This is a genomic window from Streptomyces sp. NPDC041191, from assembly GCF_055591945.1.
This window is the reverse complement of the sequence record NZ_JBVIZC010000018.1, coordinates 1-16,947: the sequence shown is the minus strand read 5'-3', so window position 1 is coordinate 16,947 and position 16,947 is coordinate 1. Positions and strand designations below refer to the sequence as shown.

At 72.7% G+C, this 16,947-nt stretch carries 13 protein-coding genes; 8 read left to right on the top strand and 5 right to left on the bottom strand.

The genetic code is table 11. The annotated features are described in order from the left end of the window. The first annotated feature begins 376 nt into the window (after positions 1–376). From ACZ6AQ_RS27775 to ACZ6AQ_RS27765, 3 genes are all read left to right on the top strand, one after another. Positions 377–595, top strand: a complete 219-nt coding sequence (locus tag ACZ6AQ_RS27775) for a hypothetical protein (protein WP_468763394.1) — start codon at positions 377–379, stop codon at positions 593–595. Next, the gene (locus tag ACZ6AQ_RS27770; protein ID WP_468763393.1) at positions 589–2,697 is read left to right on the top strand and encodes an HAD-IIB family hydrolase; all 2,109 of its coding nucleotides are present in this window, start codon (positions 589–591) and stop codon (positions 2,695–2,697) included. The genes ACZ6AQ_RS27775 and ACZ6AQ_RS27770 overlap by 7 nt, the downstream gene beginning before the upstream one ends. 254 nt (positions 2,698–2,951) lie before the next feature. Next, positions 2,952–3,098, top strand: a complete 147-nt coding sequence (locus ACZ6AQ_RS27765) for a hypothetical protein (RefSeq protein ID WP_468763391.1) — start codon at positions 2,952–2,954, stop codon at positions 3,096–3,098. A gap of 69 nt (positions 3,099–3,167) precedes the next feature. Here the strand turns inward: ACZ6AQ_RS27765 and ACZ6AQ_RS27760 are convergent, their stop codons facing one another. Further along, complete coding sequence (locus tag ACZ6AQ_RS27760; protein WP_468763389.1) at positions 3,168–4,703, bottom strand: LamG-like jellyroll fold domain-containing protein; 1,536 nt, start codon at positions 4,701–4,703, stop codon at positions 3,168–3,170. Positions 4,704–5,097: 394 nt separating this feature from the next. Between ACZ6AQ_RS27760 and ACZ6AQ_RS27755 the strand changes: the two genes are divergently transcribed. The 4 genes from ACZ6AQ_RS27755 to ACZ6AQ_RS27740 all read left to right on the top strand — a co-directional run bounded on the left by ACZ6AQ_RS27755 (position 5,098) and on the right by ACZ6AQ_RS27740 (position 8,086). Then, positions 5,098–5,388, top strand: coding sequence for a hypothetical protein (locus ACZ6AQ_RS27755; protein ID WP_468763386.1), 291 nt, complete (start codon positions 5,098–5,100; stop codon positions 5,386–5,388). A 227-nt stretch (positions 5,389–5,615) separates the two neighbouring features. After that, positions 5,616–6,179, top strand: a complete 564-nt coding sequence (locus tag ACZ6AQ_RS27750) for a dihydrofolate reductase family protein (protein WP_468763384.1) — start codon at positions 5,616–5,618, stop codon at positions 6,177–6,179. 301 nt (positions 6,180–6,480) lie between these two features. Beyond that, a complete protein-coding gene (locus ACZ6AQ_RS27745; RefSeq protein WP_468763454.1) occupies positions 6,481–7,440 on the top strand; it encodes a threonine/serine dehydratase in 960 nt (319 codons plus the stop codon). 418 nt (positions 7,441–7,858) lie between these two features. Then, a complete protein-coding gene (locus ACZ6AQ_RS27740) occupies positions 7,859–8,086 on the top strand; it encodes a hypothetical protein (RefSeq protein ID WP_468763382.1) in 228 nt (75 codons plus the stop codon). Between the two features lie 119 nt (positions 8,087–8,205). Here ACZ6AQ_RS27740 and ACZ6AQ_RS27735 read toward each other — a convergent pair whose 3' ends face one another. The 3 genes from ACZ6AQ_RS27735 to ACZ6AQ_RS27725 all read right to left on the bottom strand — a co-directional run bounded on the left by ACZ6AQ_RS27735 (position 8,206) and on the right by ACZ6AQ_RS27725 (position 12,542). Continuing rightward, a complete protein-coding gene (locus ACZ6AQ_RS27735) occupies positions 8,206–8,724 on the bottom strand; it encodes a proline dehydrogenase (protein ID WP_468763380.1) in 519 nt (172 codons plus the stop codon). A gap of 399 nt (positions 8,725–9,123) precedes the next feature. Further along, positions 9,124–11,007, bottom strand: a complete 1,884-nt coding sequence (locus tag ACZ6AQ_RS27730) for an ABC transporter permease subunit (protein ID WP_468763379.1) — start codon at positions 11,005–11,007, stop codon at positions 9,124–9,126. Between the two features lie 5 nt (positions 11,008–11,012). Then, positions 11,013–12,542: an ABC transporter substrate-binding protein gene (locus ACZ6AQ_RS27725; protein WP_468763377.1), complete on the bottom strand. Its 1,530-nt coding sequence runs from the start codon at positions 12,540–12,542 to the stop codon at positions 11,013–11,015. 118 nt (positions 12,543–12,660) lie between these two features. Between ACZ6AQ_RS27725 and ACZ6AQ_RS27720 the strand changes: the two genes are divergently transcribed. Next, on the top strand, positions 12,661–13,989 hold the full coding sequence (locus tag ACZ6AQ_RS27720; RefSeq protein ID WP_468763375.1) for an MFS transporter: 1,329 nt from the start codon (positions 12,661–12,663) through the stop codon (positions 13,987–13,989). A gap of 602 nt (positions 13,990–14,591) precedes the next feature. Here the strand turns inward: ACZ6AQ_RS27720 and ACZ6AQ_RS27715 are convergent. Continuing rightward, a complete protein-coding gene (locus ACZ6AQ_RS27715) occupies positions 14,592–16,190 on the bottom strand; it encodes a choice-of-anchor P family protein (RefSeq protein WP_468763373.1) in 1,599 nt (532 codons plus the stop codon). Positions 16,191–16,947: the final 757 nt, after the last annotated feature.

The window sequence follows — 16,947 nt, the reverse complement described above, 5'->3', positions numbered from 1 at the left end:
GGAACGTGCGCGAGCGGACACCGCCCTGATCACCGGGGGCGGCCCCGTAGGGACAGCGGCGGTCACCCGGCCGGCACAGCAGGGCTTCGACAACGGCACGGCTTGGTCCGCAGGAACAGCGCCCTCCGCAGCTGGGACGGCCAGGAGCGGTCCCCGCGTTTCGGGGAACCCGGCAGGTCGGCCACGCGTCGGGAGCGGTCCGCGCGGCCGGACAGACCATGTCCTGATCGCCGGTATTGACAGGCAGGTGTGGGGTGTCGGACGTCTGCGCCCACCCGCCGTTCCGGCCGCCCCGGTGCTCGGCGTGCGGGTTCCGCCGTCCGGGCCCATCCTGAAAACCGGGCTTGGTCCCGCCGCCGCGACCTGGAGAGATGCCGTGTCCCAGACCAGTCCTGTCATCGACGAACTGCTGGCCTCCGCGCACCAGGTGTCCGGGAAGTTGGTGACCTGGTTGCTGGAGAGCGACGACGCCCCTGCGGTCCGGCTCGGCAAGGCGATCCGGTCCGTACAGAACCTCCCGCCCGAACCTCCGGAGACCGGTGCCCACGGCGGGGCGGTCGTGGGGGACCCAGTGACCCATGACCCCGCGTGGTGAGTGCCCGCGGGGAGGGAGCGGCCGTCTCCAAGGTGCTGGTCACGGATCTGGACGGCACCCTGCTGGGCGGAAGCCCGCACGACCGGCAGCAGCTCCTTGACGTCCTGAACCGGGAACCGGACGTCACCCTCGTCTTCGCGACCGGCCGCAGCCTGACCTCCGTGCGGTCCCTTCTGCGCGAGGACCCGCTGCTGCCGCGTCCGCGCTGGATCATCGCTGACGTCGGCTCCAGCGTCATCGATGCCGAGCGCATGGCGCACGTCCATGCCCTGGAAGCACGGCTGCGCGCCGGATGGCCCGGTGACGCGCGGGTCAGAGCGGCGCTGGAACGGTTCCCGTACCTGCGCCACCAGGAGCGGGTGGCCCAGGAGGGCCGCTGCTCGTTCTGTCTGGCCCCCGAAAACCTGTCCGATGAGTTGATCAGGGCGGTGGGAACGCTGGGATGCTCCTGGTCCTACGCCTCCGATCAGTACTTCGACGTCCTGCCGCCCCGGGCGGACAAGGGAAATGCGCTGCGCCTGCTCGCCCGTACGCTCCACTGGCCCCGCCAGGCGGTACTGGTGGCCGGAGACTCCCTCAACGACCTTTCGCTGTTCCGCCTGGGCACGCACGCGGTCGTGGTCGCCAACGCGGAACCCGCCCTGATCCAGCAGGCTCCAGCCGATGCCCGCGTCCACCACTCGGCCCTGGACGGCGCGGCCGCCGTGCTCGACGGACTGGAGCGCCTCGGCTGGTCTACGAAACGGTCGGTGGTGATCGGCTATCACCGCCCACCACTACGCTGGGTCGACGGCGTCTGGCAGGCACCGTCCAGTCCCAACGGCATCCTGCCGACCCTGCGAGCAGCCCTGACCGACAAGCACCCGAGCGTCGTGTGGGCCGCCGCCCATGTCGGCGACGCACCGCCGCCGTCCCCGCCCCGGTCGGCCGCCGGCCCGGCCCTCTCCCTCCTGCCGCTGCCGTCCGACCGGTGGGCCGGTTACTTTCACCACACGTGCAAGGAGACCCTCTGGCCGGCCCTGATGTCCCAACCCGGCCTCATCCGGCACCGGCCCGCGCACTGGGCCGCCTACGAGGCCGTCAACACCGATTTCGCCCGCCACATCGCCTCCCTCGCGGGACAGGGCGCCACGGTTTGGCTCCATGATTACAACCTCTGGCTCGTACCCGCCTTCCTCAAGGCTGACCGCCCCGACCTGACCGTCGGGCTCTTCCACCACACACCCTTTCCCCACCCCGACGTCTTCCAGCGCATCCCGGCAGCCGACCAACTGCGCGACTCCCTCGCCCGCCTGGACTGGGCCGGCTTCCACACTCCGGACTGCGCCGACAATTTCCGCCTGCTCCTCGCCGGCACCGCGGTGCCCGCCCCGCACATCGGCGTGCACCCCCTGGGCATCGACCGCCGGGCCGTCGCCCGTCTCGCCCGCACCAGGGCCGCGGCCCTGCCACGCCGCCAGGACGACGGGCCCCAACTGGTGCTCTCCGTGGAACGCCTCGACTACGCCAAGGCCCCTGTCCACAAGATCCGCGCGCTGGACACGCTCCTCGCCGAAGAGCCCACCCTCCGGCGACAGGTCCGCTTCCGTCTGATCTGCCCTCCGCCCGAACCCGGCATCCACGCCTACGACGCGACCCGCACCGCACTGGAGAACGCCATCACCCGCGTCAACCGCCGATGGGGTGCGAAAGGCTGGAAGCCCGTCGAGTACATCCCCCACAGTCTCGACTTCCCCGAAGTCGTCGACCACTACCTCGCAGCTGACGTGTTCTGGGTGGCCTCGCTCGCCGACGGCATGAACCTCGCCGCCCAGGAATACGTCGCCACCCGCCACGCCGCCCGCCGCCCCGGTGTCCTGGTTCTCTCCCGCCACGCGGGAATCGCCCGGTGCCTGGGTACCGCGGCCCTGCTGACCGACCCCCTGCACCCGCACGACCTGGTGGACACCCTGCGGGCCGCACTGACCATGCCGGAGGTCGAACGTGCCACACACCTCACCCGTCTGGCGGCCCTGCTGGACCATCCCGCCCCCACCGACTGGGCGCGCACAGTCATCTCCGCCATCCGCGCCAGCGCCGCCCCGCGGACACGCACCCGCTGAAGGGGCGCCTCGGGGGAACGGCGAACACCGCCCCACCCTGCTGCGACCCCAGGACGCCCCGCCGCTCGCCGTCGGCCCCGAGCGGCACCGGCGCCGGACGGCCGCCTGACGCCGGCTGACGGCGGCAAGGACGGCTCACCGGACGCGCCGTTTCCTCGACCCGGCTCCCCGGGCTCGCCGTGCGCGTTCGGTCATTCGGGTTCATCCTGGGACCCGGGCCGTGAAGCCCACAGGCCGACCTGCCGGGAGGATCTGTGATTCTGCTCAGCCTGCTCCTGCCTGCTGTGACGGTGGCTTTCCTCTTCGCCACGGACGCGCTCGAAAAACTCCTCTTCCCGTGTCCGGAGGTTCCGGACGCTCTCACCCCTGAGAGTGACGGCGACGAACACCTCACGCTCTGACGGCTCCGAGACGACGAGGTGGGGGAAGTCGGCATCGACGCTCTTCTGGCGCCTCCTGGACTGGACGACCTACGTGCCGAACGTGACGCGCAGCGTGGGCACGAGGGTTTCGGCGCGCTCGCGGGCCGAAGCACCGTGCACGTGCGACGGCCGTGGTCTGGCCGGCGCCCGGCGGTGTGCTGGGGACGGACGAGCCGGTGCACGTCCCTGCGGGCTTTCCGGTGCGGGCCTACCGGGCGCTGACCGGGAGCGTGGTGGGCGGCCCGCCGTGTAGGCGTACGGATCGGGGCGTGCCCCGGCCGGAATCTGGGTCGAGGTGGTGTTGTCCCACAGGGGGAACTCGGCCCACACGTCCTTGGACGGGTCGGGGTGCCGGGCCGTCGCGGTGAGCGTCGGCGTGAGTGCGGCGGCGATGCCGAAGGCGTTCCCGTACAGGTCGCCGTGCTGGTGGCAGCCCTGGGAGTTCATGCCTTCGACGACGGGCATCGCGACGTTCTTGCCGGTCGGGGCCGTCATGGTCCCGGCGTACGAGGCGACCTGGTCGTCGCGCAGGGCGTAGGAGAAGGCCTCGGTCCGCTGGACGTGGCCCTTGATGCCGGCGTTGCGCACGCCGCTGACGAGGTCGCGGCCGACGACGAAGGGGCCGGTCGCGGACCACCTGGCGGTGTGCGTGGTCTCGGCCTTCTTCGTGCCGTCGACGAAGAGGCTCACCCTGCCGGTGGAGGCGTCGTAGACGCCGGTGAGCCTGGTCCACTGGCCCTTGACCGCGCCGGGCGCGACGGCCTGGTCGATGTTCCGGCCGTCGGCGTCGGCCCTCGGCAGGCCGAAGCGCCAGGAGTTGTCGCCCGCGTCGGCGTCGAGCCTGCAGTTCCTCTTGCCCAGGTGGCACTCCAGCTGGGTCGTGACCAGGTAGTCCGTGCGGTCGCCGAACTCCGTCCGCGAGTCGCAGCCGGTGAAGCCGCCGGTCCAGAAGAGGTAGTCGATCTTGGACGAGGTCATGGTGTACGACGTGTACTCTCCGTTGGCCGACGTGGCCTCGTCGGTCCGGGTGGACTTCGTGTGCTCGTTGACGGCGTCGCCGGGAAAGTGCGCTCGCTGGTCGCACTCCGCCATCAGGCCGTAGAGCGGCTTGAGCGTTGTCTGGTGGCTGGTGTCGAAGTCACCGCCCAGGACCACGGACGGGAACCGCTTCACGACCCGCTCGACGATGTCGAGCCGCTTCTGGTACGAGGCCGCGGCCGTCTCCGTCGAGATCGGGACCTCCCAGTGCGGCTCCTTCTTCGCCTTCGTCGTGTCGGAGTGGAAGGTGGAGATGTGCGTGCCGCACAGGTTGCTTTCCCAGCCCTCCACCTCGGCACAGAGGATGGTGCCGCTGTTCATGGAGAGGCCGGTGCCGACCGGAGTCCCGAAGTCGTCCTCCGACCGCCAGGTGATCTTTCCCTTGACGGCGATGACGTTGCTCAGCGTGCCGGTCAGGTAATCGCCACGGCAGTCCGAGCCCTCGGAGTCGAGGAGCTCGGGATCCCCCCGCTCGCCCCCGACGAGCAGGACGGCGGCCAGAGCGGGAGCCCACGCGCGCAGCCATCGGGCCGCGAATCTTCTCATGTCAACTCACAGACGGACGTATGGGTGTCCGCGTCCCCCGCCCTGGAGGCCAGGACGGACTCAGGACCATAAGGAACCCGCTCCTGGACGGATCCCTCCGCCCCGCGTCCGCGTCCACCGCCGTCGTGCGGGCCCAGCGGTGGTCGGCCTTGCCACGGGGGGAGCGCTGGATGCGGTCGGTCGGGACCGGTTGGCGCGGGACCTTGCAGCCGACAGGGCGTGGCCGGCAGTGGGCTCGGATCGCCTCCAGGCCCAGGGGCGGCGCGTCGGCACGAACCGGCTGCGTGTCGTCCCCGCACTGTCGGAGAAGGTCGGCGGACGGCTGCGGGAGGGCACCGCCCTGGCGGACGCCGCAGTACCCCGGACGGTCCCGCGTCCCCGGCCGCGGAACCGTATGGACTGGACGCACGGCTCGTACGCGTACCGGGCCGAGCGCACCGGGTTCATCACCACACCGGCGGTCGTCGCCGGCAGCCCCGTGCTCGACCGCGACCCCACCCCGCCGGACACCCGGTGGCGGGACCTGCGCGGCGCATCGCGTGCGCTTGCTGCGGTGCCGACCGGGCGTGAGGCCGTACGGCAGTCGTGGATCGACCGCGGTTTCCGCTCCTTCCCGGGCGTCGACCCGCCCCGGAAGGAGCAGTTCATGGACGCCTTGGCGCAGAATGATGACCCCGGCCAGTGACCACCGGCCGGCCGGCGCTCCGCCATCCCGGAGGTTGACGGATCGGGAGGGTCCGACGGGCCCGTTCGGCAGCCGAACCCCTTACCGCTCCCGCGGAACGATGAGTCGGTGGCTGAGCCACCGAGCACGAGGTCCACCCGCGCACTCAGGTCGCCCACCGATGAGTTTCCCGCACCGCGCCGGTCCGTACGTGTGAGACCGGGACCGACTCACGGAAGGCTGGAGCCATGCGGAAACTGATCTACGGCATGAACCTGTCCCTGGACGGCTACATCGCCGCGCCCGGCGACGACATCGGCTGGAGCGCGCCGAGCGACGAGCTGTTCCAGTTCTGGTCCGACCAGTTGCGGGCGACCGATCTGACCCTGTACGGGCGCAAGCTGTGGCAGACGATGAGCTCCTACTGGCCGACCGGCGACCAGCAGCCCGACGCCACCCCGGCGGAGATCGAGTTCGCGCGCCGCTGGCGGGACATGCCGAAGGTGGTGTTCTCCTCCACGATCGACGAGGTCGAGTGGAACACCCGTCTGGTCACGGGCGACGCGGTCGCCGAGATCAGCCGGCTCAAGGCCGAGGACGGCGGCCCGATGGACATCGGCGGCGCGACGCTCGCCGGGGCGGCCATGCGGGCCGGGTTGATCGACGAGTACGTGTTGGCCACCGCGCCGGTCCTGGTGGGCGGCGGCACGCCGTTCTTCACCGCATTGGACAGCTGGGTGAACCTCAACCTGGTGGAGACGCGGACGCTTCCCTGCGGCGCGATCCTGACCAGGTACGAGACGAGGCGCTGAGCGCCCGTCACGCGACTCGAACCTCCGTTCCGAAGAGGGCCCGACGGCGCGACGCGGTACGAGTGACGCTCCTGCCCACCGGCCGGAACCACCTGAACCTGACCGTCCGGTCGAACTCCGCCCTGCTCACCCGCAGGCGGACGGCGGCCTCGTCGGGGCCGAGGGCGACGTAGGGTGGTCGGACCGCCGAGTGGATGATCAGGGTGTGCGGGCGCGGCCTCCACGCGAACGCCGCTCCTGTGCGGTGGATGATACGAATCCCGGCCACCGCGGTCCGGACCATGTGACGGAGGCGAATGTGTTGATCACTGTTGCGGACGTGGAAGCCGCGGCCGAGCAGATCAGTGAACATGTCATACGGACCCCGACAGTGCCGAGCCCCGGGCTCGCCGCGCTCCTGGGCGTGGACGTCACCGTGAAACTGGAACTGCTGCAGCACACCGGCTCCTTCAAGGTACGCGGCGCAACGGCGAAGCTGCTCAAGCTCAGCGAGGTTGAGCGGGCCGCCGGGGTCGTCGCGGTAAGTGGCGGCAACCATGGCATCGGGGTCGCGGTCATGGCCGGCGCCCTGGGCATCAAAGCGACCGTCGTCATGCCACGGTCCGCCCCCGATCGTGCCGTGGGCATCGCCGAGTCCTCCGGAGCGGACGTCGTCCTCGCCGACACCATGGAAGGTGCGTTCGGCCTCGTGGACGAGTTCCGGGCCGAGGGGCTCACCCTGATCCACCCCTTCGACGATCCCCTCGTCATTGCTGCTCAGGGCACGGTGGGGCTGGAATTCGCGGAGGATGCCGGGGAACTCACCGACGTACTTGTCAGTGTCGGCGGCGGGGGGCTGATCGCCGGAGTCGCCACCGCGCTGCACGCGCGCCGTCCCGGTGTACGGATCTGGGGTGTGGAAACCGAGGGTGCGCGAGCGATGTCGGCGGCTCTGGCCTCCGGCGGTCCGGTGCCGGTCGAGCTGTCCTCGATCGTCTCGACGTTGAGCGCTCCCAGCGTTTCGCAGCTCACCTACGAGCATGTCTCGGCGCTGGTCACCGAGGTCCTCACGGTGACCGATGCCGAGGCGGTACAGGGCACCCTTGACCTGGCTGATCACGCGAAGGTGTGGGCCGAGCCCGCCGCCGGGTGTCTGCTGCCCGCAGCACGCCGGGTGCTGGAGCGTGTCGGTGAGGGCGCCGGACTCGGCCTGGTGGTCTGCGGTGGCAACGCGGTGACCACTGATGTGGCCGCCTGGTCCAAGCGCTTCGAACTGTGCTGACCGCACAGGTTCCAGCAGGCACCCGGCCTCCGGCGGGAGAACCTCATGCTCCCGGTGTCACGCGACAGTGCCCGGCCTCTGCCGCGACTGGTCAGTGGCAGGAGAGGCGGGGCCCTTGTCCGAGACGATCTCAGAACCGGGCGCAGACGGGGCCAGGCCGCGCCGCCGAATTAGCCCGCGGTCCCGGTCGGGACGTCGCCCTGGTCCTCGCCGTCCGGTGACCCGGTTCTGTCACACGACCTGTCACAAAAGCCGGCCTGTGCGGACACCCCTCCACCCTCACCCCGGGCCCGGCGTGTCAGACCCGTGTGACAGCGCCCGCCCGCCGACATGCCCCGTCTCGTTGCCTGTTGCCCGTTGCCCCTCCCCAGACGTAACGGGCAACTCCTCCCGCACCCCTGGCCGGGCCGGAATCGTGGTGGACACGAAGACCACGCACCTTCCCGGCCGCGGCCTGGTCGCCGCCGTCTTCTCCTCGATCGGCGTCCGCCACGACGGCGCCCACGACCTCGTCACCGACGGGCCCTACCTCGATCTCCGCTACGCCCTGCGCAACCCGGCCGACCACCCCGCGATGCGCTTCCGCACCTGCCTGGACGGCGACGTCTGCGCCCGCGTTCTGAAGACGCCCGTGCCCTCGTCCTGATCAACCGGACCGCCGTCCAGCTCCGCGTCCCGGCCCGCGAAGTCCCCGTGGGCCGCCTCGTCTGCCTCACGGTCGCCTGCTCCGGCGGCCGGCGCCGGGGTGCCGTCAGCCCGATGAGGTCACTTCGGGCTGTTGAGGATGTCTCCGGCTGTCGAGCGGAAGCTCTTCACGGCCTGGTGGAGGATGTGTTCTTTCTCGGTGGCGAGGGCAGTGTTCGCTGCCAGGTGAGAGGCGTCTCCCACGTGAGCGTCCTGCACCATCCGCCGCATGACGCCGGAAAGACCGCGGGATGCCTGGGCCACGTGGTCGGCTGCCTCCACCACCGACGCGGGTCCTTCGATGATGACCACTTCGGCCGCGCGGTGCACCTCGCGCGCCAGGGTGATGAACCGCTGAACCTTTTCGTCGACGTCCTGCAGGTCGGGGTCGTGTGCTTTGAGCGCGTCAAGGACGGCGTCCATGGCTATGTCGCGATCGTGCAGTGCACCGAGGTAGTTCGCATAGGCGTCCCTGCGGTGCTGCCTGCGCCACTGGTCGAACTGCGAGCGTGCCGCCACACGCCCACTGACGACTGCCGCGCCGAGAGTGGCGAGGGAGCCGACGACGGTACCGAGTACTGCGGCCAGTCCAGCATCCATGAGCGCATTCTGCCGTCATTTCGCCGTAGTCCGGTAAAACGGCGTCGGGGCTGCCGGGACGGCCGGCCGGCCGGTCTGGGGGCGGGGCGGTGGGCGCGGTGTGGAGATCGAGCATCACCGTGTCGGCCGACCCGTCCTGACTTCCTCCACTCCCGCACTCCCGCCTGATCCGCCCGGCACGCCAGGAGAGGCGGCCACCCGGGCCTGCCGGGCAGCCGCCCCTCGGGGAAGGAGTGCGGGGTGCGCATCGGACCGAAGACGCCGAGCACCTCGTGGCGGGTGATCAGAGGCACCGCCGGGCAGGAATGCGCCCCGGCTCGGGCGAAGGCGTCGGCGGCTTCCGGGTCGCGGGCGACGCCCGGCGGATCGCCCGGTCCCAAGACGATGGGGTGGCCACCGTCATTGCCCCGCGCCTCGGTGGCGTCGTCGGCCCAGGGCGTGCCGGAGGAACGGGGCAGGCGTGTACGGGCTCTGAGGGGCTCGGCCGGACCCGACCGGATCGCCCGATATGGGGGACGTCTGCCGGCGGCGGGCTTCCGGGCCGGCGGCCGAGGCCGTGACGGCGAGGACGGACAGGAGGACGAGGGCCGCGGCCGGGGCGAGCACGGTCCAGGGGGCGAGTTCGGCGTAGGGCTGGTTCTCGGAGAGCAGACGGCCCCATTCGGGGGTGGGGGGCTGCTCGCCGAGGCCGAGGAAGCCGAGTGAGGCCAGGACGAGGACGGTGGTGGGCAGCCGCAGCAGCGCGTTGCGCAGCAGGGGACGGGTGAGCGCGGGCAGCAGGTGGCGGCGGAGGAGGTGGAGCCTGCCCGCGCCGAGGGAGAGGGTGGCGGCGATGTGGCCGCTCGCCCGTTCCTGCTCGTACAGGGCGGCGCTCTGGGCCGCGTACGGGGTCCATCCGACGGCGCAGACGGCGCAGGCGGCTCCCCAGACCGAGGGGCCGGCGGCCGCCGTCACGAGGAGTCCCGCGAGGACGGCGGGGACCGTCGCGACCACCTCGGTCAGCCCCGCGCTCAGGCGTGGGAGAAAGCCCAGGAGCAGGCCGGTCAGGGCACTGGCCAGGGTCACGGCGAGGGCCACCCCCGCGGTCCGCAGCGCGCCGTGGCCGAGCCGGGCGAGCAGGTCGCGGCCCAGGGAGTCGGTACCCAGCGGATGGGCGGGGCCGGGCGGGAGCAGCCGTGCCGCCGTGTCGACGTGCGAAGGGTCGCGCAGCAGACCCGCTACCACGAGCGCGGCGAGTACCAGGGCGCATCCCGCGGCGATGAGGCCCCGGACGCGTCCGGTGGCCGCCTCGGGCGGCGGGGGCAGGGCGGGCAGGGCTCCGTCGTGCAGCGGGCGCCCGAGGAGGGCCCGGCGCAGTGCCTGAATGAGGAGACCGGCGGCGGTACCGAGCAGCACGAGCGTGAGGGTCGCCGTCTGGAGCGGCGGCAGGTCTTGCGCGAGGGCGGCGTCGAGGGCGAGCCGGCCGAGCCCGGGGACGTTGAAGATCTGCTCCACCGCGACCGCACCGCCCACCAGGGCGACGACGGTCGGCAGCAGTTGGGGCAGGACGCCGGGCAGGGCCCGGCGCAGCGCGTGCCGGGCGACGTGCCCGGGCGGGAAGCCGACGGCGTGCCAGGTCCTGGCCCAGGGTTCGCGGAAGGCGGCCGGCAGCGCCTGGTCGAGCAGCCCGCCGATCATCGCGCCGGACGGGATGCCCAGGGCGAGCGCGGGCAGCACCATCGACGCCGGGCCCTCCCACCCGCCCGACGGGAACCAGCCGAGCCACACCCCGCCGGCCAGGGCGAGCAGGGAGGCGAGGAGGAACTTGGGCAGCGCGGCCAGCACGGCCGCGGTCGTGCCCGACCGTTCCGCGCGGAGCTTTCGCCGGGCTCCGAGACGCAGGGTGCGGGCACAGATTCCGGCGGAGACCAGGACGGTGACGAGGAGCGCGCCCAGCATGAGGGTCAGCGAGACCCCGAACGCGGCGGTCACCTGCGGCAGCACCGGTTCCCCGGACACCCAGGAGGTGCCGGCGTCGCCGCCCGGCAAGCCGCCGAGCCACGCGGCGAAGTGGGCGAAGGGCCCCTCGTCCAGTCCGAGCTCGTCACGTACGGCGGCGAGTTCGGCCGGTGTGGGGTCCTGGTCGGCGGAGCGGGCCCGCAGCACGGTGAGGGCCGGATCGGTCCGCGACAGCCAGGGCAGCAGGGCCACGACGGCCAGGACCGCCACCCCGGCCGCCACCCGCCCGGCGCCCGCGCCCAGGCGTGGCCGACGAGCGGACGAGGCACCGTACACGCTTCCCATTCCCGTTACTTGCGGCGGGTGTCGAGGGTGATCAGGGCGCGCTCGCGGGGGTCGAGGGTCACGCCCTCGACGCCGGCGGCGATGCCCTGGACGACCTTCTCGTGGACGAGCGGCACGACCGCGTCCGTCCGCAGGATCGCCGCCTCGGCCTCCATGATCTTCCGTCGGCGCTTCGCCGTGTCGCTCTCCTCGGCGGCAGCGCGGACGGCCCGGTCGACCGCCGCGTCCTTCAGGCCGGCGATGTTGTAGACGCCGGTGCCGGTGAAGTCGCTGGCGAGGTAGGCGACGGCGTCACCGGTGTCGAGCAGGGTGACCCGGGAGAAGACGAGGGCGTCGTACTTCCCGGCGAGCAGGTCGGCCTCCATCTGCGTGTACTCGCGGACGTCCTGCTTCACCGTGAACCCGGCCTTCTCCAGCTGCTGCTGGAGCACGCTCGCCGCCTCGGGCAGCTCGGCGCGGTTGGTGTACGTGGCCAGGCGCAGCGTCCGGCCCGCGGCCTCGGCCCGCACCTGGTCCGGCGTCGCGGCCCGAGCGCGTCCGGTCACCGCGACGCGCCGGTCGGCGGCCCAGGGGACGGCGGGCCCGAACAGGCCCCGGGCCGGATCGGCGTAGCCGCCGAAGACGGAGCCGACGAGGGCGGAGCCGTCCACGGCCTCCCGGGCAGCCGCGCGCAGCGAGGAATCGGCGAAGAGACCGCCGCCGGTGTTCAGGACCAGGCTGTCGGTGCGTACGGAGGGCACCTCGTGCCGGGTCGCCTCGTCCAGGAGCTTCGCCTGGGCGGTGGGGATCCACTCCGCGATGTCCACGTCGCCGGACCGCAGGGCGTTGGCGCGGGCGGTGCCGTCGGCGATCCAGGTCACGTCGATGCCGGCGGACTTCGCCCTGCCGCCCCAGTAACCGTCGTACCGGTCGAGAGCGGCCTTGGTCTTGCCGGTGAGCCCGGTGATGCGGAACGGGCCGGTGCCGGTGCCGACCGGGGTCACGGTGCCGTCCGTCGCGTACGCCTTCGCCGACAGGATCGCGAGGGCCGGGCTGGCGAGGCGGAGCGGCAGGACGGGATCGGCGCTCTTCGTGGTCAGCGTCACGGTGTCGGCGTCGACGGCGCGGGCGGTCAGGTCCACATCACTGAGCACGCGGGGCCTGGGGGAGGCGTGACCGGCGTGGGCGAGGGCTTCGACCACGGCCTGCGCGGTGACCGGCGTGCCGTCGTGGAAGGTCGCCCGGCGCAGCTCGAAGGTCCAGACGGTGGCGGAGTCCCGCTTCCAGGACGTGGCGAGCGCGGGGGCGGCGGCGCCCTTGGCGTCCAGGGCGGTGAGGCCCTCGGCGACCGAGAGCTTGTTCAGCACGGTGGCGTCGTTGCTGTACGGGGAGAGGGCCTTGACCGGCGGCACGGCGAGGGCGACCCGCAGCCGGCTCGCCGCGGCCTCCTGCCCGCCGCCGTCGGCCCCGCCGGAATTCTGGCTCGGCGCGAAACAGCCGGTCAGCAGGGGAGCGAGGGCCAGGCCCACGAGGAGACCGCGGGTGGTGGTGCGCATGGAGAGGTCCTGTCGGATGAGCGGGGCGAAGCGCCCGGGGAGGGGGAGGGGCCCCGGGTGACAGCAGCCTATAAGGATAGGCTTACCGAACTTTACTCGGGTGGGTTAATTCTCAACCATGGGGACCACCCCTAGCGCCGCCTCCCCGACAACACCGCGGACAGCAGTCCGACCGCCCCCTCCCACAGCACCCCGAAGGCACCCACGCATGACCCCGCTCGCCCGGCTCCTCGTCGCCAGCCAGTTCGCCTTCAACGTGGGCTTCTTCGCCGTCCTCCCCTATCTGGCCGACCACCTGGGCGGCACCCTCGGACTCGGCGGCGCCCTCGTGGGGTTCGTCCTCGGCCTGCGGACCTTCAGCCAACAGGGCCTGTTCGTCGTCGGCGGCGCCCTCACCGACCGGTACGGCCCGCGCCCGGCCGTCCTCGTCGGCTGCGCCCTGCGCGTCGCCGGATTCGTCTGGCTCGCCTTCGCCGCCACCGCCTGGACCGTGATCGGAGCGGTGGTCACGGTCGGCTTCGCCGCCGCGCTCTTCTCGCCCGCCGTCGAGTCCGAGATCGCGCGCGAAGCGCTCCGGGCCGAACGCGACGGAGGCCCCCGCCGCACCCGCACCCTCGCCCGCTTCTCCGCCGGCGGCCAGGCCGGCGCCCTCCTCGGCCCCGTCCTCGGCACGCTCCTGCTGTACGGCGGCGGCTCCGGCCACTTCCGTACCGCCTGCCTGGCCGGCGCGGGCGTCTTCCTCGTCATCCTGGCCGCCCACGCCAGGTTCTTGCCGCGTCGTACCGCACGTGCGGCGGACGCGGGGCGGCGTGATCCCTGGCGGACGGTCCTGGGCAACCGCTCCTTCCTTCTCCTCGCCCTCGCCTACTCGACCTACCTCCTCGCCTACAACCAGCTCTACCTGGCGCTCCCCGCCGAACTCGACCGCGCGACCGGCTCCCAGGCCGCACTCGGCTGGCTCTTCGCTCTCTCCTCCGTGCTCGTGGTGTTCGGCTCCACCACGGTCGAACGGCTCACCGCGACCCGGCTCGGCCGCCCGGCCATGATCCGTGCCGGACTGCTGCTGATCGCCGCCGCCTTCGCCACCACCGGAGCCCTGCGGAGGCTCGACGGCCCGGCGGGGGCCATCGCCTTCACCGTGCTGCTCACCCTCGGCCAGATGCTGGTCCTGCCCGCCACCCGGGCGCTCCTCCCCGACCTCACCGGCGAGACGCGCATCGGCCTGGCCACCGGGGCGCTCTCCTCGCTCTCCGGTCTCGTCGTCCTTGCCGCGGGCGCCCCCGTCGGGGCGCTGCTCGACCACGACGGGCCCGCTCCCTGGCTCCTCCTCGCGACGATTCCCCTCCTGGGACTGGCCCTCGTACCCCGCCACCGGCCGGACGGACCCGGAGCGGTGACCGCGCCCGGCGGCGGTCGGCGGCGGCGGGCGGTTCTTCACCGGGGGTGAGTGCCGCGTCCGGCCCCGGGGCAGTGGTCCCCCCGGGGCCGGACGCGGAAGGGGTGGAGATCAGCGGTCGAGGGTCGGCCGCGGCGGTAAGGAAGTGTCCATGAGGCATTCCTGCCGGTACGGCGCCGGCCAGAGCATGGGCCGGTAAAGGAGTGTTGTGGTGGTTGGGGTGGTGGGTCGGCTGGTCCGGGAAGAGTGGGCGGCGCGTACGGCGTCGGCATCGAGCAGTACCACGTCGGCCACCCCGTCCTGACCTCCTCCACCCCGCCTGCTCCCGCCCGGCGCACCGGGAGGGGCGGCCGCCCGGGAGCCCCGGGTGGCCGCCCCCTCCTGCGCCGGTGCCGTCTTCGTCTTCGGGTGCAGTGCGGTGAGCAGTGAGCGCCGGCCCTTCCCGGCCCGGTGCAGTTCCTCCCAGCCGATACCGGGGTGCGCGGCGGGCAGGGCGTCGATGTCGGCGGTGCGGTGGAGCGGCACCCGGACCGCCACGGCCCTCGAGGTGCCGAACCGCGCCTCGGCCCACTCCGCGGCCCCCTCGCCGTCGGTGTGCGGGAGGGGGCCGCGCGGGCCGGCGTCCGGTTTCACCGGGTCCGGTGAATCCGGTCTCAGGGGGAGGGGCAGGGGCCCGGGGTCCGGGCGAGGGAGGCGCGGGTGCCGCCGACGACGATGTCGGTGCCGTCGGACAGCCGGATGTGCAGGGCGTTGACGACGAGGCCGCGCCCGGCGCCGTAGATCTGCTGCTCGTTGAGGGTGACCGTGCCGAGTTGGGGGAGGGTGATGACGGTGTTCGGTGCGGGGTGAGCGGCGAGCGTGGTGTTGCCCACGCGGGCCCCGGTCAGGGTGGTCGCGCCGGTGACGGTGATGGTGCCCAGTGCCGTGGGTGCGGTCGCGGTCGCCGTGGCGGTCGCCGTGCCCGCGCTGACCAGGCCGCCCAGGAGGTGCAGCCCGTTCACGGTGGCGGTGGAGGTGGCCGTACGAGCGCCGCCGGTGCCCGCGGTGCCCGCCGCGTGGGTCGTGGCGGAGTTGAACGAGCCGGTGGAGGAGCCGACATGGGTGCTGCCGAGCTGGGCGTCGTCGACGGCCGGATTCTCGGTGCAGGTGACGTCCGCAGGGGCCAGTGGCGCGGCCGGGGCAGCCGTGACGGCCTGTGCGTGCGCGTCCATGAGCAGCGCCACGAACGTCACCGAGGCGCAGCCGGGCGGGTCGATGCCGTGCCGGGCGGTTGTCGCCGCGGCGCACAAGGTGTAGGTGCCGCTGCGGGCCGAGGTCACCCGGATCGTGATCGTGCAGGACTCCTGCCCGGCGACGAGGTCGCCGCCGGAGGTGAGACCCTGCCCGTCGGGGTTGACGGCGACCGTGCCGGAGGGGCAGTCGGTGGTGGCGGAGCCGGGGACGGCGAGGAGTCCGGACGGCAGCTGCTCGGTGAAGGACCAGCCGCGCTTCGCCGCCTTTTCGGTGGTGTTGGTGACGGTGAAGGTCAGCGTGGTCGGGTCACCGACGCCCACCGGGTCGGGATCGAAGGCCGTGCTGAGCTGCGGAGTGGCGTCCAGGATCCGGAGATTGTCGATCGCGCCGTCGTTGCCGGTCCCGCTGGCCTGCGCGTTGACCATGCGTACGCCGGCCGAGGAACCGGAGAAGAGCACGGCGTCGTCACCCGCGTAGGTACCGACGTGCGTGCCGTTCCCGGTGACGGTACCGGCGTCGTCGCACGTGTCGACGGGATCGGTGAACGCCGGGACGACCCGCTGCCCGTCGAGGAGCGAGAACTCCAGCAGCGGGTGCGCGGCGAAGCAGTTGACGGCCGCCGCGTCCACCGAGAAGGTCAGGAAGCGGCCGGTCGCCGCCACCGGCACGGGCTGCACCGTCTCCAGCTGTGTCTTACCGGCTCCCGGATTCCCCGCGGTGTACGCGGTGACGGCGTGGTTGCCGGCCGGATCGCCGCCGGCCCATTCGGCCAATGCCGACGCCATGGCCTGCTGCGAGGGCCAGGACGACCCGCAGCCACTGCCCGCCGGGGCGGTGGCGGGGTCGGCCGCCGAGACCAGCCAGCCGTTACAGGCGGTCAGCCAGGCCGGGTCGGCGGTGTACGTCTCGGCGAGCGGCGGAGCCCCGGTGTATGCGGTCAGCGGGCGGGGAGCGCCCGGGTCGTTCTCGAACCCCTCCTCGAAGAGCACGGTCGCCGTACGCGGCGCGGGTGCGGACACGGCCGCGGTTTTGAGGGGCGCGGGTGCGTCCGGTGCGGCGGCCGCGGGCAGTGCGGGGGCCAGTGCCGCCGCACACGCCAGACCGGATGCCACGGCGGCACGCAAGAACGGTACGGTCCGGCGCGGCCGACCCGGTAAGTGTCTGTGCACCTCTTCCCCTCCTCGACTTGTCCCGCGGACCGCAACCGTGGCCTGCGGTACATCCGTCGCCGGGCGGCGCGGGCCCCCGACGGCCGCGGCCGGACCCGACAGGCGGTACCCGGCCGCGAAACGGTGGCCAGTCTGGTCGCCGCGCCCGCACCCGGCATCGGCGCACACAGGAGGGCAGGGTGGCGCACTCCGGGCGCATGCATCCTCAGATCCCCTCTGGCTACGCCAAAAAGCTGTAGTTCCGGGTACCTGGCCGCGACGGGTCTCCCGACGACCACCGCCCCGGCCACATCGACCCGAAAGGGGCTTTCCGTAGGTCTCGGGGCCATGGCCGAGGCTGGAACGGGTCGAATCCGTGTCAGCCCGCGCCGATATGGCGCACACAGGCGGGGCCCGGTCCCCGGACGCGCCCTGGGACGCAGTACCACCGGGCTGCCTCCACTGCTTCCTCGTTCGGCGTCATCTGCATCCTGCTGGATCCCGGATTCCGCCCTGTACCGGCTTCGGTTCACCGGCAGCCCTTTTCGCCTGCCCACGCCGGTGCCGGGGCTGCCGTCGGCTTCGGGTGCAGTGCGGCGAGCGGCGAGCGCCGGTCTTTCCCGACGCG

Excerpts from the sequence above, each read along its gene's own strand:
- ACZ6AQ_RS27725 (WP_468763377.1), bottom strand. The coding sequence starts at position 12,542 with ATGCGCACCACCACCCGCGGTCTCCTCGTGGGCCTGGCCCTCGCTCCC.
- ACZ6AQ_RS27720 (WP_468763375.1), top strand. The coding sequence starts at position 12,661 with ATGGGGACCACCCCTAGCGCCGCCTCCCCGACAACACCGCGGACAGCA.
- ACZ6AQ_RS27760 (WP_468763389.1), bottom strand. The coding sequence starts at position 4,703 with ATGAGAAGATTCGCGGCCCGATGGCTGCGCGCGTGGGCTCCCGCTCTG.
- ACZ6AQ_RS27755 (WP_468763386.1), top strand. The coding sequence starts at position 5,098 with ATGGACTGGACGCACGGCTCGTACGCGTACCGGGCCGAGCGCACCGGG.
- ACZ6AQ_RS27750 (WP_468763384.1), top strand. The coding sequence starts at position 5,616 with ATGCGGAAACTGATCTACGGCATGAACCTGTCCCTGGACGGCTACATC.
- ACZ6AQ_RS27735 (WP_468763380.1), bottom strand. The coding sequence starts at position 8,724 with ATGGATGCTGGACTGGCCGCAGTACTCGGTACCGTCGTCGGCTCCCTC.
- ACZ6AQ_RS27730 (WP_468763379.1), bottom strand. The coding sequence starts at position 11,007 with ATGGGAAGCGTGTACGGTGCCTCGTCCGCTCGTCGGCCACGCCTGGGC.